Source organism: uncultured Subdoligranulum sp. (assembly GCF_963931595.1).
Taxonomy (GTDB): Bacteria; Bacillota; Clostridia; order Oscillospirales; family Ruminococcaceae; genus Gemmiger.
On sequence record NZ_OZ007030.1, the window covers coordinates 2,650,278 to 2,667,250 of the forward strand.

Here is a 16,973-nt window from a genome sequence, read left to right on the forward strand (position 1 = left end):
CTATTTTTTTCAAAAACATGGAGAAATCCCAACCATGGTACTTTGAATCTGGTATACTATACCGCTGATGAGAAGGCGGAAATGGAAAAGATCTGTGAGGAGAAGTTGAAACAATACTTTTCCCGATTGGCCCAATAAATCGGATAAAAAAGATGGCAGTTGTCCTCATTTTGAGGATAACTGCCATTTATTTTTCTGTGATTTGAGGATGAAACTGCGGCTGTTCATAGGAAATAATCCGTTTCCCTTTTTGCCTGGCGTACCGCAGGGTTGCGGCGGCTCCGCCCCAATCGTGAAGCACACAAGCCACCACCACGTCGGCGGCATCGACCATCCACCGGTTTCTGCGGGGAATCGCAAAACGGCGGGGTGCTGTTCCCTGCGGTGATTTTTGGAATAGCAAAAGTACGACAGTACGCAAAATTAGTATTTCAAATTCCTTGATTTCTCTCTGCAGATAACCTTTTATTTTCCAGCTGGTTGAGAATATCACAATACTTATTTCGAATAGCATCACTCCCTTTACTGTCAACCAACTTATTTGCTACCAACACACCGGACAAAAAAGACACGACATCTCTTAGATTCTCGATTTTTTCCAAAGAAGATGTGTCATGCATGATCCAATATTGCACAAGCCACTCAAAATATAACAATGCAATATCTGCTCCGTGCAGCTGGTTTACTATTAAAATACCCTGAAACATTTTTGCTTTATCATACGTCAGCTCAATGGCTGCCCGATCATTTGCCCCATTGATTATGTATTGTATATAGTTTTCTGCATCCGTCTGACTTCCATATTTATCTACAATCGTCTCCAGGAACTCTTGTATGTGTCCTTTTATATCCTTTTTATTTTCTTCACTCGCACGAAAATCCTGCATCATGAAAGAAAATTCAATTTCATTTCCCCCGCAGTATTTTTCATACGGTGCAATTTTATCAAGCATAAGGATTATTTTTTTACAACAGGAAACATATTCTTGGGCATCCATCGGATATTTTGTTTTACATTTTCGAAATTTATTAAAAGCATCTTGTATCTCTTTGTATTGCCTTTGATCTAAGTTACGCTTAGCATCCGGCAAATTAACGGTTAAATTTGCAACTTGGCTTATAGAAAGTTTACCAACTCCGCCAGCCTTTATTTTTTTCACTTCGGATACTGCATTCAAATCATCAAAAAAGCTCATGCCCGTTTACAGCTCCTTCGCCTATTTTTATTCTTACTATATTTTCCTCGCTTCTTTTCTTCAGCGCCCGCCCAGCACCGCCCGCAGTCTCTCTTCGGTGGCGGCGGGAAAATGGGCCTGGATCTGGCGGAACACCTTTGCCCGGGACTGGGCCGGGTCGATGGCGTAGGCTGCCGCGATGCACGCCGCACCCCAGAGCGCTTCCGGCGTCGTATACTCTGCCCGGGGCCAGCCGTAGGGCTGGCCTTTTTTGTTGAGCTTTTGCCGGAACTCCCGGATGATCAGATAGCTGCTCATCTGCAGGTCGGTCACGGTGCCCTCGAAGTTCTTCTCTCCACCCTTGCCGAATCCGGCCCGCTGTTTCAGTTCATAGGAGAGCAGTGCGTCTGTATCGGCGAACTGGTCCATGATCTTCTTCTGGCGGGCGGTGGCAAGGCCATCGTCCCACCGGCTGTCAAAGTCGTAGCCGTCCCGCCGCCAGTTGGCAAAATCCGGGAACCAGGCTTTGGAGATGAAGCCCGCTTTCTTGCCGAAGAATTTGCCGTAGGCCACCCGGCCGCTGCGGGCAATCAGCTGCCGCCACTCCCAGGGGTCACGGGCGGCATCGCCGCTCCACCAGTCGGTGGGACAGGTGCGCTCCTCCGCCGAAAAGCCGTCGATACCGTTGCGGAACAGGGGTAGGAATCCCACCTCGTCGATCCAGTCCACCAGTTTCTGCCAGCTGTGGATACAGGCCGGATCTTCCCAAGCCGGCCCCCGCATGATCCACTCCCCGTTTTCCACTGCCATCCTGCCGTCCCCCTTTCTGTCTCTTGTAAGAACAGTATAACACAAAATGCCCCGGGCGATGGCGGGTATCTGGATATTGCTTTTGATCCGCGCGGCTTTATGCTACAATCAAATCAGAATGAGACACCGGCGAACTCGCATTTTCAGAGGAGGCGTAACTATATGTTTCTTGTACTGGGTATTCTGGCCATCGTGACCGCGATTGGCACGGTGATTTTGGGAATGAACGGTAAAAATGCGGAGGTTCTCCGCTTTATCAGCGTTTCCCTGACAGCCCTCACGGTCTGCGCCTTTTACCAGCTGGATGCACAGTATGTTGCAAGAGAGGATTGGTCTGCGCTGATGGATGTGACGCCCACTGGTGTTACCCTGTGTTGGATCGGAACCGTGGCTTCCATTTTGATCAACAGCATCAGTTTCTTTATCCAGAAGAAAAAGCAGTAGGATACAGTTTGCCACATTGTTCATCTTCATCAAAGCAGCTCCCATAGAAATATCTCTTTTCCTTGATACAAACTGATATCAATTTGTATCAGAATGTACTATGGTATCTGAACGCTTCACCTTGTTTGAGTCAAGCGCCTGTTTTATAATAAAGCCGGAATACATTCCATTTCAAATAGATCGCCCCACTGTTCTAAAGCTATTGCTGTCTGGAGGATGTTGCCATGAGCGCTGCAAGATTAATTCACATTCTTAGTATTCTGCAGCAGGAAACAAATGCCCACAAAGCGCTGACCTTGCATCAGATTCATGACAAATTGCTCTTGCTTCATCCCGAAGAGCGGTGTTCAGAACAACGGGTGCGTGAGGCTCTTTCGGTGCTGCAAGTACTTAGTGAAGAGGGAGCCCTGGCGGTGCGGGTGGAATCGTCGGCCGGGGCGCATAACCAACGCCGCTATAAGGCCTACCACCCGAACTTTGGATTGAACGAAGCCCGGATGGTATTTGACTCGATATCCATCAGCCGTTTTCTGAGTCCCCGGCAGAAGAGCGTCCTGATCTCTCAACTGGAGGGCTATCTTTCCGATCAGGAAGTACGTCAACTCCAGCAGCGGGTACAGACCAGAATTTGTCTTATGCAAAACGAGAAGCTGCCCCAGACCCTGCAGGTACTTTACCAGGCACTGGACAGCCACCGCTGTCTTGATTTTACCTATTGCAGATTTGATCTGGACGGACGACAGAAACCGCTGAAACAATACCACAAAATTCTGCCGCTGAAAGTTGTATGGGAAAAAGAGCACTACTATTTGATCGCGCTGAATCCGGCACACCCGGAGGGCCAACAGCAGCGGAACTACCGGGTGGACCGCATGGAGAATCTCTCGCTATCGGTTCCCTTCTGGTGCAAAATACCTGCCGTTCCGCTGCATTACGGTCAGTTTGATATGTTCCCCGCCCAGGAAAAAGCGCGGGTGACCTTCCGGCTGCAACGGGAGCTGCTGGACTTTGCCTTTGAAACCTTTGGTACCGATATCCGGCCGGTAGCCGATGAGGAAAAGGGCGGTTGGGTCCGCTTTACGGCGGAAGCCGAACTTTCTGTAGGATTTGCCCGATGGGTGTTGGGCCAGGCGGAAAAGATCGAGGTTCTGGGACCGCCTGCCGTTCGTGCCAGGCTGCGACAGTTGATTGACACCCTATATACCTACTACCGCGATTGAGCGGTAGTTTTTTTCTGCTTTTTTGCGTAGATTTTTATTTTACAAAAAACTGGTTCGCTATACTGGGAGTATACTAACCGCATTCCATCTCGATACCCTTGTAAAGGAGAATTTATGCAAAGTGAGTTGCTCGACTATTTTCGAAACGATCACGCCGGTCCGGGGCTGCTGCTGGCGGAAGCCCCTACCGGCTACGGTAAGACCTATCAGGCCGTACAGGCAATCTATGCCTATCTGAAAGGACGTGGCTCCAAGCGAGTGTTGTTTGTGACCACCCTTTTGAAAAATCTGCCGGCGGAGGATCTGCGCCGAGCCTATGAGCAGGACGGGCGCGGCGATCAGTTTGCCAAAGACGTACTGGTGCTTCGTTCCCCTGCGGATACCGTACTGGATGCCATAGGGCAGTATGAGGTTCCGGCATCTTTCCAGAGTGACGCCTACCTGGCGCTGGAAACAGCCTGCCGGAAATATCGCCACTATCGCGCCCAGACCGGGGATGCCGCCGTGGAATTGGCCAGAGGCTTGTATGATTCCATCCGCACCGATCTGGAACCAGCCTTTCGCCGGGAACTGGAATCCCGGCTGCGCAAGAAGTTTCCCGAAGGAGCACAGGCCCGGCGGGCCGCCATCCGCAGCCGGAAGGAATACCAGTGGATTGCTGCCTTCTACCCGGCCGTCTTCTGGTCGGAATACAAGGTACTGTTGCTCTCGGTCAAAAAGCTGATGGCCCGCAACATAACCATCGTGGAGCCAAGTTTTGACTGTCTTTCCGACCGGATGCTGGAGGGGAGCATCCTCTGTCTCGATGAATTTGATGCCACCCGGACTGACATTCTGGATAGCCTGATCGAGCAATCCATGAACCTGCGGGCCGACTATCTGCAGCTTTTTGTTCAGGTATACAAGGGCATTCGTATGCACCAAGCCAGCCGGGAACTGACGGTTCTGCGAAAGAAATACGAAGCCGGGCGTACCACTACCTGGCAGGATCTGCTGGATCAGGCTGAGGCGATCTATCAGGACGGCGCCCTTAAATACAGTATGAAAACCGTGGGCGATGCCCTGGCGCAGGGACGGAACTTCTTGTTCCATGACATCTCCTACCTGACAGTTCTGGATGCCGGACGAACCCACATTCGCGCGGTACGCAATGATGACCAGGCCCAGGTGCAGGTGTACTTCGACACCGCAGAGGAGTACCAGGCCCATAAAGACGAACCGAAGCTGGTCCTGCAGACGATCTTGCGGCACATTCATGGGTTTCTGCTGCGGTTTCAGCGCTATGTCTACGGCTGGGCCGATGCATACGCCCGTCAGATCAATGCTGGCAAGCGCCGGGAAGAGGATCTCTACCCAGTGACCGCCGCGGCGGAGAGCATCTTCCGGGAATACCGCCTGACCCCCGAGCAGATACGTCTGATGACTGCCGAGCTGAAAGAGGGGACCGGCACGCCGCATACCCTGACGGCACCGGATCTTTCCTTCTACGAAACGGGATTCCGGCTGTTTGAATTTATCGACGATGACCGTCACCGCACCCAGACCCACCTGAACTATTTACAGTTGCAGAACACCCCCGAGAAAGTTCTTTTGTATCTCTGCCGCCGTGCCAAGGTCGTGGGCCTGTCAGCAACCGGCGGTCTGCCCACCGTGCTGGGGAACTACGATCTGCGCTATCTGAGAGAACAGCTGGGAGACCGGTTCAAGGTTCTGTCCACGGATACCCAGGAAAAGATCCGCCGGGAAATGGAAAACCTCTGGACACCGTACCGGGATGGCCGGGTCCAGGTCGACCTGACCATCGTAGACCGGCAAGCCTTGCCATGGCAGCAGCGGTTGCAGGAGATCTTTGGGGCGGGAGCCGATGCGCGGCTGTATGAGCAGCGTTTTATCATGATGGGGCTTCCGGAATACCAGAGCCAGCGTTATTGCAACCTGTTCGCTGCCATAAAGGCGTTCTGGCTGCACCGTGAGATCCGGGCGTTTCTCTGCCTCAATCAACTGCTGCCAGCCCCCGGCAAGCGGGATCTGGACGAAAAATTGCTGCGCGATGCATTGGAGACGCTGCGCGTGCTTTTTGCGCCGGAAGAGCAGGGAAAGCTGGTCGTGCTGCGCAGCGGGGAACATTTTGACGAGGCCAAAGGCGCGCTGATGCAAGGCCTTGCGGCCGGAGAGCGGCGGTTCATCTTCTCCAGTTATCAGACCCTCGGTGCCGGGCAGAATCTGCAATACCCCGTGGACAAGCGCACCGATCTCCTTTGCCTGAAGGAAGATGCCGATCCATCCGACAGCCGTATGACCCACAAGGATGTGGACGCCCTGTACCTGGGCGATATTACCCATGTGACGGTCAATCTTCAGGAGGCCGACCATTGGCAGGGCACGGATCTGATGCGGTACTGTTTCCAGATGGAGTGCCTGTACCAGAATGACGAAATCTCCCGCCGGACCATGCAGACGCTGTTGAAAAATGGTATCGGGCATTTTTCTGGAAAACGGGAGATCGATGCGGCCGCCCAGGCACAGCTGAAGCGATGCCCGAGCTTCTCCGGCCGTGTTACCCGTGATGTCGTCCAGGCCGTGGGACGGATGGGCCGCACCTTTCTCAAGCAACCGGTTGTGTACCTCTTTACCACAACGCAGGTGCTGCAGAATCTCGACCTTGACTGCCTGCATCGACGGCTTCTCGCCCCAGAGATGGAGACACTGGTCCGTGCAGGACGTGCGCTACAGGCAGCGGGCCATCCCGCCGACCGGCGCCATCTGGAAGCGGAACGGATCGCCACCTGCGGCAACGCCTACCTGATGCGGATGCTCAGTGCCTCCTGGACAGCGGAAAGTATCGCCCTGTGGAAACAGCTGCGCCAGACGGTGCTCTGCCACCCCCGGGCTGATGAAACACTGCACGGGACCGATCCGGTGATCCGCAGCTACTATCTGCCCATCTCCCCTGCCCAACCCGGCTATTTTTACGCACAGAAGGGGGATTTTTCCGAGGTGCGGCTGGCCCCCAGTGCCAACAAGGCCGCTTTTGCAGCAGTTTTACGCAAAGAGCACTTTTCCGGTGAACCCTCCGAGGTGAGTCTGGCGGAGTCCCGTTTGCCGATCCTGCTGCGCTATCCCGGTTTACAAGAGCATTTTGAGGAACAGGGGTGGGCCACCGATTTTGGCGATGGGCCCTACATGATGAGTCCTGTTCTTTTCCAGAACATCTATAAAGGTGCTCTGGGGGAAGTGGCCGGCGCCTATATCCTGCGCAAAGAACTGGGTCTGGAATTGCAGGAGATTGACGACCCTGCCAGCTTTGAACAGTTTGACTTTACTGGTCCGGACGGGCTCTGGTTCGATTTCAAACACTGGAAAAGCGGAACCCGGCAGTACGAGGACGCTGTGCGCCGTAAAACACTGGACAAGCTGGATGGTGTGGGCGGCCACCGGGCCTTTCTGATCAATCTGATTGCAGAACCAACATTCCAGCCATCCTGCACCAGGGACGAACGGCTGGTGGAAATTCCGGGGTTGCTCCTGCCGGACGGCACGGTAAACCGGCAGGCGATGCAATATCTGGGGAGGTACCTGTGATGATTCCTACGAACCAACTGCAAATCACCTTTGACCGCGCCGCCATTGAAAAGAAATTCGTGATTCTGGAAGTCAAGCGGGACAGTGGGAACTACCAGCACAGCCTGATCCCGGATCTGGCCTTGCAGGCGGCGCGCGCGCTGGCCGTGGTGTACGAATACGGTGCCCTCTGCTATATCCTGTACGCCCGCCAAAATCTGGACTATAAAAATCTGAAAAAGGTACTGGAAAGCGAATCGGAGGATATTTCTCTGCGGGAGATTTCCTCCACCGAACTGAAAGACCATCTGCTGGCCCAGCTCCTGTGTAACGCCATGCCGGCATTGGGGGCCGACGGACGGATGTACCACAACCTCACCGGCAAACTGTACTACCAACAGGCCGCATGGCGTCAGGGACGGGGCGAAGTTCCCCGCAGTTTTTGGACACTACGCATTCAGCTGACATGGGACCGCTGCGTGAAACTTTCGGTGGTGACCTTTTGCCAGGCGGAACGCAAACGAGGTGCACCAGCCGAGGCGCAATATCTGTTTGACACAAAAAGCGGGTTCCTGCGCCGCCTGGTGCAGGAAGACCCGGACAGGACCTCTCCCCGGTTTGTGATCGGCAGCCTGGACCCCGCCCATAAACACACCGTTTCTTTTCTGGAATTCGGTTCCTGGGAAGATTTCCAGCGTTGCCGGGTGGGCGTGCTGCATCGGTTTCTGCAGGATGTAAAGGAGCTGCTGGCCCCCTATCTGATCTTACACGTTTTGTTCCTGCCGGAGGATCTGCGTCTGGGGGACAAGGAACTGGATCCCCGCTCAGAAAACATCAAGGCCCGGCTGCGGGAGGTTCCCCTTTACCTGGAAGATACGGTTGGCGATGCCGCTTCCGCCGCCCTGGCAGCTCTGCTGCACCGGGAACTGGAACAATACAGCGGGATTACGCTTCAGGATGGAACACCCAAACCCGGGGAGGCCTTGTTCCGCATCGTACACAACAAGGAAACCTATGCGGACTGTCCGGAACGGGATCCTTACCGAAAAGCACCCCGGCACTGCGCGGTACAACACCTGACGGTGGAAGATTTCCAGCTCAGCGGTCTGGATCGCACCGGGGCCAAGCCGAAGGAGGATGCCCCCCTGCGCAAGGTCTTGCAGGAGATGGCGGTCAAGCTGGATGTCCTGCACGGGCAGATCACCTGCTACGACTGGGAGACACTGGGATATGAGGCAGCTGTCAACTTTGTGATCCCCGACGACGCCAGCGGAAAGGACAAGCTCCTTTCTTATCGCCGGTTGCGGGTATTCCCGGATGGCAGGTTACAGTTCAGCCGGTGGCAGGATCAGATGTTGTGGGAGGATGCTGAACAAGAAAAAATTGCGGCTGCCTTTCATAACAAATTTGGCAATCGGGATTCCGATGTGGATGGGATTGTCTATGAAAACCCGGATGACATCCATATCATCCGCCAGACCGAGCGGTTCACCTTGCCGCAGGCGGATCATCTGAATGAGCTGCTCGCTTCCACCCGGGACGAGGAATGGCTGAATGTTGCCCCGTTGTTGTCTGTGGTACAGAGCCTTGTGACAGACGCCGAGGAGAAAGACCGTCAGAACCTGGAAATCCTTTGCAGCGATTTGGCCGAATTGGCGCCCCAGGCCCCCCGCCGGCAGTTGCGTGCCTGTCTGAAACTTAAAACCTCGCTGGGAAAGTATGTCAACAAGGAAATCTATGCCCGCACGGGGGTGCGTATAGGCAGCGGAATCAAAGGGAAGGATGTGCTGGAAGAATTGATGGGCGGCGCGCTGGGAATCCGCCAGTTTACCCAGGGAAACGCCCAGTACTACTATGGTGGGCGACTTCCTAAATCTTTACAGCATTCATTACCCCATGCCTGCCGTATTCGCAAGGTCACTTCTACTAGTGGAACGCCGCATTTTGAACGCTACCTGCCCCTGATGGAAGTGGAATTTGTACGCGCCGGCGCCTGGACGGTTCTGCCGTTTCCCTTCAAATATCTGCGGGAATGGAAACCCGTATAAAGCGTACATCAAAAGGAAGGACGCATATCAGAGAACAGCTTCTCCGGTATGCGCCCCTTCTTTTGGTATACTTAGTTTATTTGTTTGTGTTTTCCGTATCCATTTTCAAGGTGAAAGGTAACAGTTTAATGTTGTAACTGATTCCATGAAAGGCTATACTAAAAATATACCGTGTGACAATGTTGAAAATCAGCAGATTCCAAAAAGCGTCTTCAAAAGAAAAAACAATCACTGTTTCGTTAAATTTTTGATTCTCAAAAAAAGTACTTCTTGCTTAATTTTATATATTATAAATAGTGCCGTGTGACATGGAATAGGGAGGCAACGAAGTTATGACACAAAAGATTATAGAGCTTTTAGAAAAATATGGACCGATGCTTTCCGGAAAGGCTGCACATTTGCTGGAAAAAGAATACAGTCTTTCCAACAGTGCTGCACGTCAGATCTTATCGCGGGCAAAAGTACCCGTTCGGAAAATATCCGCTCTCTCTTTTGAAAACAGGCAAAAATTTTTATACCTGGAAGAACAATATGAAACGCCAATTTACCACGAAAACTTGCTGTCAGCTATCCGATCCAGCTCCCATATAAACTGGATCTATATTTGCGCGTTCTATTCTCAAAATGGATATGTGTCCAAGAATATTCTTCCCGCCCTGGTATCAGCTCCCACCGAAAATTTGAAACGGCATAAATTACATAGCCGTGTAATTGCGGATTTGCAAACCTGCCATATCATAGAAGAGTATAGTGAAACATATTGGAAACTGAGTGACTGGGCAATGGGCACGCACCCTGCAAATTTTAATCGCGCCGTTGGACTTGAAGCGGTGAAAAAACAGATTGCCCATGATTTTTCTAAGTGGGCCGCCAACATCAATCTTATTGGATATCAAACGGCAAAGATGCTGCCAGATCATGCAGAGTTTGCCCATTTCCAGTGGGGGCTAACTGCGCCGTCCTATGTTACCCCTTTATACAAGTATTCTGGCGAAAAGCCAGGGTTTGTCATTGCTGATATTTTCTTTGGACAAAATGCGACCCCGGAAGATGCTGCCTTCTATTTAGACAAGCTTGCTACTATTCGCTCGTTTAAAAATCTTCCTGCTTTTCTACCCGTTTTCTTGGTTGGCCATTTGGAGCAAGAAACATTACAATTGCTAAAAGAAAATAAAGTTATCGTTGGCATCATAGAAAATATATTCGATAAGAAATATACTACGCTATTGGGAGAAGTTGTCCGGATTTTCACCAATGCCAGCGCCATAGTGTCCAAAAACCCGGAGGAACTCAAAGCATTATTTTCAGAGATCACAAGGGCTGATGGTCGATATAACGATATGATCGGCGATATGTTTGAATTGGTAGTTGGCTACTACTATCATTGTATTGGGTGTCAGATTTTAGAGATACGGAAAAAAATCCAAAATCCCGAAACCAGAAAGAAAAACGAGATCGACGTTTTTGCCATCCGCGACGGACGGATTTATATTGTGGAATGTAAAGCAATGAACTCTACTGTAGATATTAAATTCGTAGATCATTGGTTATCAGAAAACATTGGGCGAATTCGGGAATGGTTGAGGATGAAATACCCTCAATATGAAAACACGACCTTTCAACTCTGGTCACTTGGGGGGTTCACAGTCGATGCGCGGGATAAATTAAATAAGGCTTCCCGGGAAACGAAGAAGTATAAAATTGAATTCTATGATAAGAAAGAAATTCTGGAGATGGCTAAATCCAGAAAGGTCCAACCCGTTGTAGATATTTTGCAACATATCCATCCACCTCTTGAAAAAATCAATACGGGAACAAAATAATTTCAAAATGCACGTTTGTTCATTCCTTATCATCAAGGATATGGAGAACATCCCTAATGCGTAATGCCATATCCTTCCCAGCTCTTTTGCAAACGCCTCATCCTGCTCCTTCGTTCGTTTGGCCGGCCCTTTCGGGTGCTTGCCGGCACGGAGGAGTTTTTGTTTCTTGCTGCAGAGTGAGAAAAAGCGGTATAATATACTCGATTTTATCTTCACGCGAAAAACGCAGTTTCTTTTTTGATCATATAAAAAGAAAGGATGAATTCATTTTGAAGAACAGTGCTTCTAACGGAAAAGCACATCAGAAAATCGATGGCAAACAGCTTGCGCATTCCCTTGGTGAAGCGGCTTCGGCAGCCGCTGACAATGTGGGAAAAACTGCGGTATCTGTGGCCGGCAAAACCAAAGAACTGGCTTCCAAATCTCAGGAAGCTGTCTATGGAGCCCTGGACCAGAACGGCGACGGTGAAGTCAACATCGAGGATGTCATTTTGATGGGGCTCCGGGTGCCGGGGATTCGTGTCAACCGGGAGAAGTTCCTTCGCAAGGAACTGCAAAGCAAATGCACGCCCGAAGTGATCGAAAAAGCGGTATCCTCCACACCGCTTCGCGCCGGGATTCCGCAGGAACTGATCAACCGCATTGCCGATGAAGTCATTCAGTATGAGCGCGTTTGCGTGTCCGGCATCTCTGCCGCCCTGGGTATGCCGGGCGGTGTTGCCATGGCGGCCACGATTCCCGCCGACATTGCCCAGTACTACGGGTATATGCTCCGTGCCACCCAGAAACTGATGTATCTCTATGGCTTCCCCCAAATTGATGTGGAGGAAAACGGCCAGGTTTTTGATTCCGAAACGATGAATCTTCTGATTCTCTGCATGGGTGTCATGTACGGCGTCGTTGGGGCAAACAACGCTCTGAAGGCGGTGGCCAAGGCGCTGGGAACCGGCGTGGAAAAGCAACTGCTCCGCCGGGCCTTGACCAAAGGCACCATCTTCCCCATTGTAAGAAATGTGTCCAAGTGGTTTGGCGTGCGGATGACCAAACAGATCTTCGCCGGGTTCTTTAAAAAGGCGATTCCAGTGGTCGGCGGTGTGCTGGGCGGCGGAATCACTTATCTGTCTTTCAAGCCCTGCTGTGATAAGCTGAAGGCCTCCTTACAAAACACGATTCTGAGCAATCCGGATTATCAGAACTCCGAAGCAGAAGATGCCATTCTGGCCGAGTTTGCCGATGTGACTGCCAGTGGGTGTGGAGCTGTCCCGGGAACGGTATAGTTCCGGAGCTCGCCGACACTTTGTAGATGGAAAGGAGTGATTATGGCTTTGGGTTCAGCAGATGGGAAATCTATCATAACCCGTGAAGAATTGGAGCTAAAAACCGCGCAGTGGCTCTTAAAGGAAGATGCCGCTTCCGACCAGGCATTCAATAAAGCCGCCCATGCCTATCTGGGAAAGCTGCATTACAAATTATACAAATATCAACAAGTCCTAAGTTCTGAGGCCGAGAAGGAAAAATATCTGCGCTTGAAAAGGCACCTGCAAAAACACGAGATGAGCCTTTCTTGTCCCTCTAGGTTTAATGATCCTTTCGATTGCCAGTTTGCGTTTCCAGATGACCTTGATGGAGAACTTTTTATGAGATGTAAGAACTCGCTGGATGCTGTCTGGCGGGTCGGTTGCTTGACCGAACATTTCGACAATCGCCTGATGTGGTCACATTATGCTGATAGCCATCGAGGAATCTGTATTGAATACGATTTTTCAAGCTTTTCTCCCTCCCTTGATAGGGTTGTTTTTGCTCCTGTAGTCTATTCCTCTAAGCGTCCAGAGTTTACCAGAGAACTACAAGATCACCTAAGCCATAACCAACTTAACCTGCAAGATCGTCAATATCTAACAAGCGCTCTCTTTACAAAGGATACCATTTGGAAATATGAATCGGAATGGAGAATACTTAAAGGCGTTCACATATGTAAAAAATATGGGGCCTATCTGCGCTGTTTTATGTGTCACCACTTGACTCAGATGCCTGGCTGTTATCAAGAGTCCGATCCCTACTTTGAATTTACGATGCCACCCATCTCTGCTGTATACTTTGGTGCTGCCATAAACGACTCTTGCAAAGGACAGGTTGCCAAAAAGGAATTGCAGGAACTTTGCAGTCGGGCCGGTATTCCGACCTTTTCCATGCGGTTGGATAAAGCGGGCTATGCCGTTCGTCCGATTCCAGAATAATACCAAGCCCCCCGCATCGTCTGCTGCGGGGGACTGTTTTGTTTATTCCTTTTGCCATCACTCTTGCAACAGATTCTCCAGCGCTCTGGCAAACGCCTCATCCTGCTCCCTCGTGCGTTTGGCTGGCCCTTTCGGGTGCTTGCCGGCACGGAGGAGCTTTTTGTTTTCATGCCGACGGGCCAGCAGGCCATCAATGTTCCGGGCCGTGTACTCCAGCCCGTTCTGGTTGAGCACCCGGGCCCTGCGGGCCAGGCACATACTGGCAAGCCCATAGTCTTGGGTGATGACAATATCTCCCGGCTGCACCCGGTTGACCAGGGCAAAGTCCACGCTGTCAGCTCCCTTGTCAAAGACCAGCGTCTCAGCATCCTTCCGCTCGATGCGATGGGCCGTATCACAGAGGATTCTCACCGGCACGCCATGGACCCGGCCAATTCGCACCGTCAGGTCCACTACCGGGCAGCCGTCTGCGTCAATCAAAATCGTTGGCATCCTGATTTCCTTTCCGCCGCCGTTCATCGGCGGCTTTTTGTTTGTATTGTAGCAGTTTTATCTTTCTTTTCCTCCTTTTTTCAAAAAAATGAGATAAATATCGCAAAAGTTGCGAGGTTTGCCTGCTATGATGGTAGCGCAAAAGGAGATAATGCAAAAAATCTTTTTTTAATGTAACAAAAGTTGTTAGGTTTTTCTGTTATGCTCCCAGCAAAGCAGCTTTTCTATTATGAATTTTCTGAGAACATTTTTTAAATATGCCAGGATATGGCATATTTTGCTGATAGGCTGATTATGGGTGGCTGCAAAACAGAGTGTTTGTCATGCCATCTGTAAATTCTTTATGAATCCTTGTTTAAATCGTAAGGTTTATTTCCTATTTTCGCATTAAGCTGGTAAACAAGGCGGCTGTGAATCTTATTAAGATTCACTGTCTGATTGAACCAGGCAGGTGTGAATCTTAATAAGATTCACAAGGACAGCTGCTTTTCAGAAAAAGTGAATCATAGCATGATTCACTTTTTTCACATGACGAGGGAAAGCCCAGGAAAGTGAATCATAGCATGATTCACTTTCTCACCGGCTTTTTCCCACCGACTGGGAAGGAAAAGGGGCCCAAAGGCCCCCCAACCTGCTGGCAGACGGTTTTGCTAGCATAGCGTTTGGATGTCCAAACGCAAATTTGTGGACTCTCCCCAAACCCCGTACCTACTGCAACAAAAGGAGGCATGAAAATGCAGGACACATTAAACACCTATACGCTTCAGGAACTCTACAAACAGCCTATCGAACCCATCCCTTGGGTGGTGGAAGATCTGCTGGCACCCGGGTTGTATTTCCTGGGTGGTTCACCAAAAGTGGGAAAAAGCTGGCTGGCACTGCAGCTCTGTCTGGCCGTCTGCCGTGGAGAGCCCTTTCTGGGGTTCGAGACCAAGCGGAACGAAGTTCTTTACATCTCTTTGGAGGACGGTCCTCGGCGGCTGCATATCCGCGCATTGCGGCTGACCGAGGAGGCTCCCGCCGGTCTGTATCTTTGCACCCATGCGCATTTGATTGGTCACGGACTGGAGCAGCAACTGGATCAGATGCTGGCTGAACACCCGGCCGTCAAGCTGGTCGTCATTGACACGCTGCAAAAAATCCGGGAGGCAACCGGTGCCACCTCCTCCTACAGCATCGACTACCGGGATGCCTCGGCTTTGAAAGTGGTAGCCGACCGGAACGATATCTGTCTGCTGGTTGTGCACCATCTGCGCAAGCAGGAGGACAAGGATCCTTTCAAGCAGATGTCGGGAACAAACGGTCTGAACGGTGCCGCCGACGGCACAATCGTTCTCGACCGCCAAAAGCGCCAGGAGGGGACGGCTACGCTGTCGGCCACCGGACGGGATATTGAAGATATGGAACTGACACTGGACTTTTCCGACTGCCGCTGGAGCCGAGGCTGCTCACCGGAGCAGTTGCAGATGCTCCAGCTCTTGCCCGCCTTGCAGCGTTTGTTGGCCGACAAGCCGTTTTCCGGTACTGCCACCGAATTGACAGCCCGGCTGGGGAACGAGGGAAACTTATGGGGGCCGGCTCAGCTGTCCCGGTACCTGCAGAGCCATGAAGAGGAGCTGGCAAGGTATGGTATTTTGCTGAGTACCCGGCGTACCAGCAAGCAGCGCCTTCTGCAGCTTTGCTGCCGCCCGCATGACGAGAATGACGGTTGTGACGCTTCTGACACAGGATTTGAAATACCGGATGTTTCGTCGCAGCCGTCACAACCGTCATCACCGTCACTGACGTCACAGGCATCTTAATGAAGGAGGAACAAACATGGCCTGTATTCAACAACGCGGAGAAAGAAAGTATAAAATTACAGTTTGTAATGGCTACACTACAACAGGGAAAAAACGGATGCAGGCGCGCACCATGGATGTCCCCAAGGAGATTCCAAAGCGCAGTATCAGGCAGTATGTCTATGCGGAGGCTGAGCGCCTGGAAAAACGATTCCGCACCGGCATCGACGAAAGTGAAAACACCAGGTTCGAGGCCTACGCGGAGCATTGGCTGGACAGGGCAACCAAGCGATACAAAGCCAGTACGCTGGCCGGTTACCGAAAAATGTTGGAAGTGGCATACCCGACCATCGGCGGTTTGCCGCTGTGCAAGATACGGCCCATGGTCCTGGATGAATTTGCAGAAGAACTGCGCAAGCGGCCCGGGCGGGGCGGCAAGCCTCTGAGCGAAAACACCGTACATAAATATCTGGATGCCGTTTCCGCGGTGCTGCAGGACGCAGCGAAAAATGACATCCTGCTCTACAATCCTGCCCACCGGGTCGAGAGAGTCCGGGTGGAAAAGGTACAGCAGCGTATTCCGCAACAATGGGAGATGCGAAAGCTCCTGCAGTGCATTCTGCAGGAGCCGCTGCTTTATAGAGTGTATTACCTGATGGCCCTCTCCACCGGCCTGCGCCGCGGCGAGCTGTGTGCCCTTCGGTGGAGTGACCTGCACGGCGGGAATCAGGTGAAGATCCAACATTCCCGCAGCACTGTGGTAGGGCAGGGCGTGCTGGAAAGTGACACCAAGAACCACCGCACCCGCATCGTGGTCATGCCGCAGATCGTCTTCGACGATCTGGGAGAGCTGTTCACTGAGCAGGCCCTGGAAAATAACGGAGCCGACTGGAACGGGCTGATTTTCCAGCGAAAAGGCAAGCCGGTACACCCCAATACTTTCAGTCACCATCTGCGGCGGCTGTATGACCGGAACGGTTTTCCCGAGGAATACCACCTGCATACCATGCGGCATTTCTTCGCCACCTATCTGCTGGAACACGGAACCAGCAAGCAGGTGGCAGCCGACCTGCTGGGACACGCAGATACCGCCTTTCTGGAACGAACCTACTGCCATCCGCAGGATATCTGCAAAGAGGAGGCTGCCGGGTTGTTTGATTCTCTGCTGGCACCGGCAGAGGAAGAATACTACGACACTTTGCAGGACTAACATTCCCCGGGCAATGCGCCCGGGTTTTTTGTTTGTCCGGCACACCCACAGTGAGGATTTTCCCTTTTGGGAGAATCCTCACTATTAGTTATGTTTGCAAACTTTTGGTGTTTTGCCCGGTTTGCACAAGTATCGTGGCCGTTCTTCGTTGGGTTTGGTGATAGCTTTGTAT

Annotated in this window: 12 protein-coding genes; 9 read left to right on the top strand and 3 right to left on the bottom strand. The window is 51.6% G+C overall.

The window, feature by feature from the left end; all coding sequences use genetic code 11:
- Positions 1-431: 431 nt before the first annotated feature.
- Positions 432-1,196 carry a hypothetical protein gene (locus ABGT73_RS12700; protein ID WP_346670032.1) on the bottom strand — a complete coding sequence of 255 codons (765 nt, stop codon included), beginning with the start codon at positions 1,194-1,196 and terminating at the stop codon, positions 432-434.
- 60 nt (positions 1,197-1,256) lie between these two features.
- The gene (locus ABGT73_RS12705) at positions 1,257-1,985 is read right to left on the bottom strand and encodes a hypothetical protein (protein WP_346670033.1); all 729 of its coding nucleotides are present in this window, start codon (positions 1,983-1,985) and stop codon (positions 1,257-1,259) included.
- 162 nt (positions 1,986-2,147) lie between these two features.
- Here ABGT73_RS12705 and ABGT73_RS12710 point away from each other — a divergent pair, with 162 nt between their 5' ends.
- The 7 genes from ABGT73_RS12710 (at position 2,148) to ABGT73_RS12740 (ending at position 13,318) form a co-directional block, all read left to right on the top strand.
- Positions 2,148-2,429, top strand: a complete 282-nt coding sequence (locus ABGT73_RS12710; RefSeq protein ID WP_346670034.1) for a hypothetical protein — start codon at positions 2,148-2,150, stop codon at positions 2,427-2,429.
- 224 nt (positions 2,430-2,653) lie between these two features.
- Entirely contained in the window at positions 2,654-3,649 is a 996-nt protein-coding gene (locus ABGT73_RS12715; RefSeq protein ID WP_346670035.1) for a WYL domain-containing protein, read from the top strand.
- Between the two features lie 114 nt (positions 3,650-3,763).
- Positions 3,764-7,231, top strand: a complete 3,468-nt coding sequence (locus ABGT73_RS12720; RefSeq protein WP_346670036.1) for a hypothetical protein — start codon at positions 3,764-3,766, stop codon at positions 7,229-7,231.
- Positions 7,231-9,258, top strand: coding sequence for a hypothetical protein (locus ABGT73_RS12725; RefSeq protein WP_346670037.1), 2,028 nt, complete (start codon positions 7,231-7,233; stop codon positions 9,256-9,258). The genes ABGT73_RS12720 and ABGT73_RS12725 overlap by 1 nt, the downstream gene beginning before the upstream one ends.
- A 332-nt stretch (positions 9,259-9,590) precedes the next feature.
- Entirely contained in the window at positions 9,591-11,081 is a 1,491-nt protein-coding gene (locus ABGT73_RS12730) for a hypothetical protein (protein ID WP_346670038.1), read from the top strand.
- A gap of 389 nt (positions 11,082-11,470) precedes the next feature.
- The gene (locus tag ABGT73_RS12735) at positions 11,471-12,358 is read left to right on the top strand and encodes a hypothetical protein (protein WP_346670039.1); all 888 of its coding nucleotides are present in this window, start codon (positions 11,471-11,473) and stop codon (positions 12,356-12,358) included.
- 42 nt (positions 12,359-12,400) lie between these two features.
- On the top strand, positions 12,401-13,318 hold the full coding sequence (locus ABGT73_RS12740; RefSeq protein ID WP_346670040.1) for a DUF2971 domain-containing protein: 918 nt from the start codon (positions 12,401-12,403) through the stop codon (positions 13,316-13,318).
- Positions 13,319-13,375: 57 nt separating this feature from the next.
- On the opposite strand, the gene ABGT73_RS12745 is transcribed toward ABGT73_RS12740, so the two are convergent.
- On the bottom strand, positions 13,376-13,810 hold the full coding sequence (locus ABGT73_RS12745) for a DUF188 domain-containing protein (protein ID WP_346670041.1): 435 nt from the start codon (positions 13,808-13,810) through the stop codon (positions 13,376-13,378).
- Between the two features lie 734 nt (positions 13,811-14,544).
- Here ABGT73_RS12745 and ABGT73_RS12750 point away from each other — a divergent pair.
- Together ABGT73_RS12750 and ABGT73_RS12755 are read left to right on the top strand one after the other, a co-directional pair.
- A complete protein-coding gene (locus tag ABGT73_RS12750) occupies positions 14,545-15,612 on the top strand; it encodes an AAA family ATPase (RefSeq protein ID WP_346670042.1) in 1,068 nt (355 codons plus the stop codon).
- A gap of 97 nt (positions 15,613-15,709) precedes the next feature.
- The gene (locus tag ABGT73_RS12755) at positions 15,710-16,801 is read left to right on the top strand and encodes a tyrosine-type recombinase/integrase (RefSeq protein ID WP_346670043.1); all 1,092 of its coding nucleotides are present in this window, start codon (positions 15,710-15,712) and stop codon (positions 16,799-16,801) included.
- The last annotated feature ends 172 nt before the right edge of the window (positions 16,802-16,973 follow it).

What these genes read in the sequence shown, in the direction of transcription:
- ABGT73_RS12720 (WP_346670036.1), top strand. Translation starts at nt 3,764, where the DNA reads ATGCAAAGTGAGTTGCTCGACTATTTTCGAAACGATCACGCCGGTCCG.
- ABGT73_RS12755 (WP_346670043.1), top strand. Translation starts at nt 15,710, where the DNA reads ATGCAGGCGCGCACCATGGATGTCCCCAAGGAGATTCCAAAGCGCAGT.
- ABGT73_RS12700 (WP_346670032.1), bottom strand. Translation starts at nt 1,196, where the DNA reads ATGAGCTTTTTTGATGATTTGAATGCAGTATCCGAAGTGAAAAAAATA.
- ABGT73_RS12745 (WP_346670041.1), bottom strand. Translation starts at nt 13,810, where the DNA reads ATGCCAACGATTTTGATTGACGCAGACGGCTGCCCGGTAGTGGACCTG.
- ABGT73_RS12715 (WP_346670035.1), top strand. Translation starts at nt 2,654, where the DNA reads ATGAGCGCTGCAAGATTAATTCACATTCTTAGTATTCTGCAGCAGGAA.
- ABGT73_RS12725 (WP_346670037.1), top strand. Translation starts at nt 7,231, where the DNA reads ATGATTCCTACGAACCAACTGCAAATCACCTTTGACCGCGCCGCCATT.
- ABGT73_RS12705 (WP_346670033.1), bottom strand. Translation starts at nt 1,985, where the DNA reads ATGGCAGTGGAAAACGGGGAGTGGATCATGCGGGGGCCGGCTTGGGAA.
- ABGT73_RS12750 (WP_346670042.1), top strand. Translation starts at nt 14,545, where the DNA reads ATGCAGGACACATTAAACACCTATACGCTTCAGGAACTCTACAAACAG.
- ABGT73_RS12740 (WP_346670040.1), top strand. Translation starts at nt 12,401, where the DNA reads ATGGCTTTGGGTTCAGCAGATGGGAAATCTATCATAACCCGTGAAGAA.
- ABGT73_RS12730 (WP_346670038.1), top strand. Translation starts at nt 9,591, where the DNA reads ATGACACAAAAGATTATAGAGCTTTTAGAAAAATATGGACCGATGCTT.
- ABGT73_RS12710 (WP_346670034.1), top strand. Translation starts at nt 2,148, where the DNA reads ATGTTTCTTGTACTGGGTATTCTGGCCATCGTGACCGCGATTGGCACG.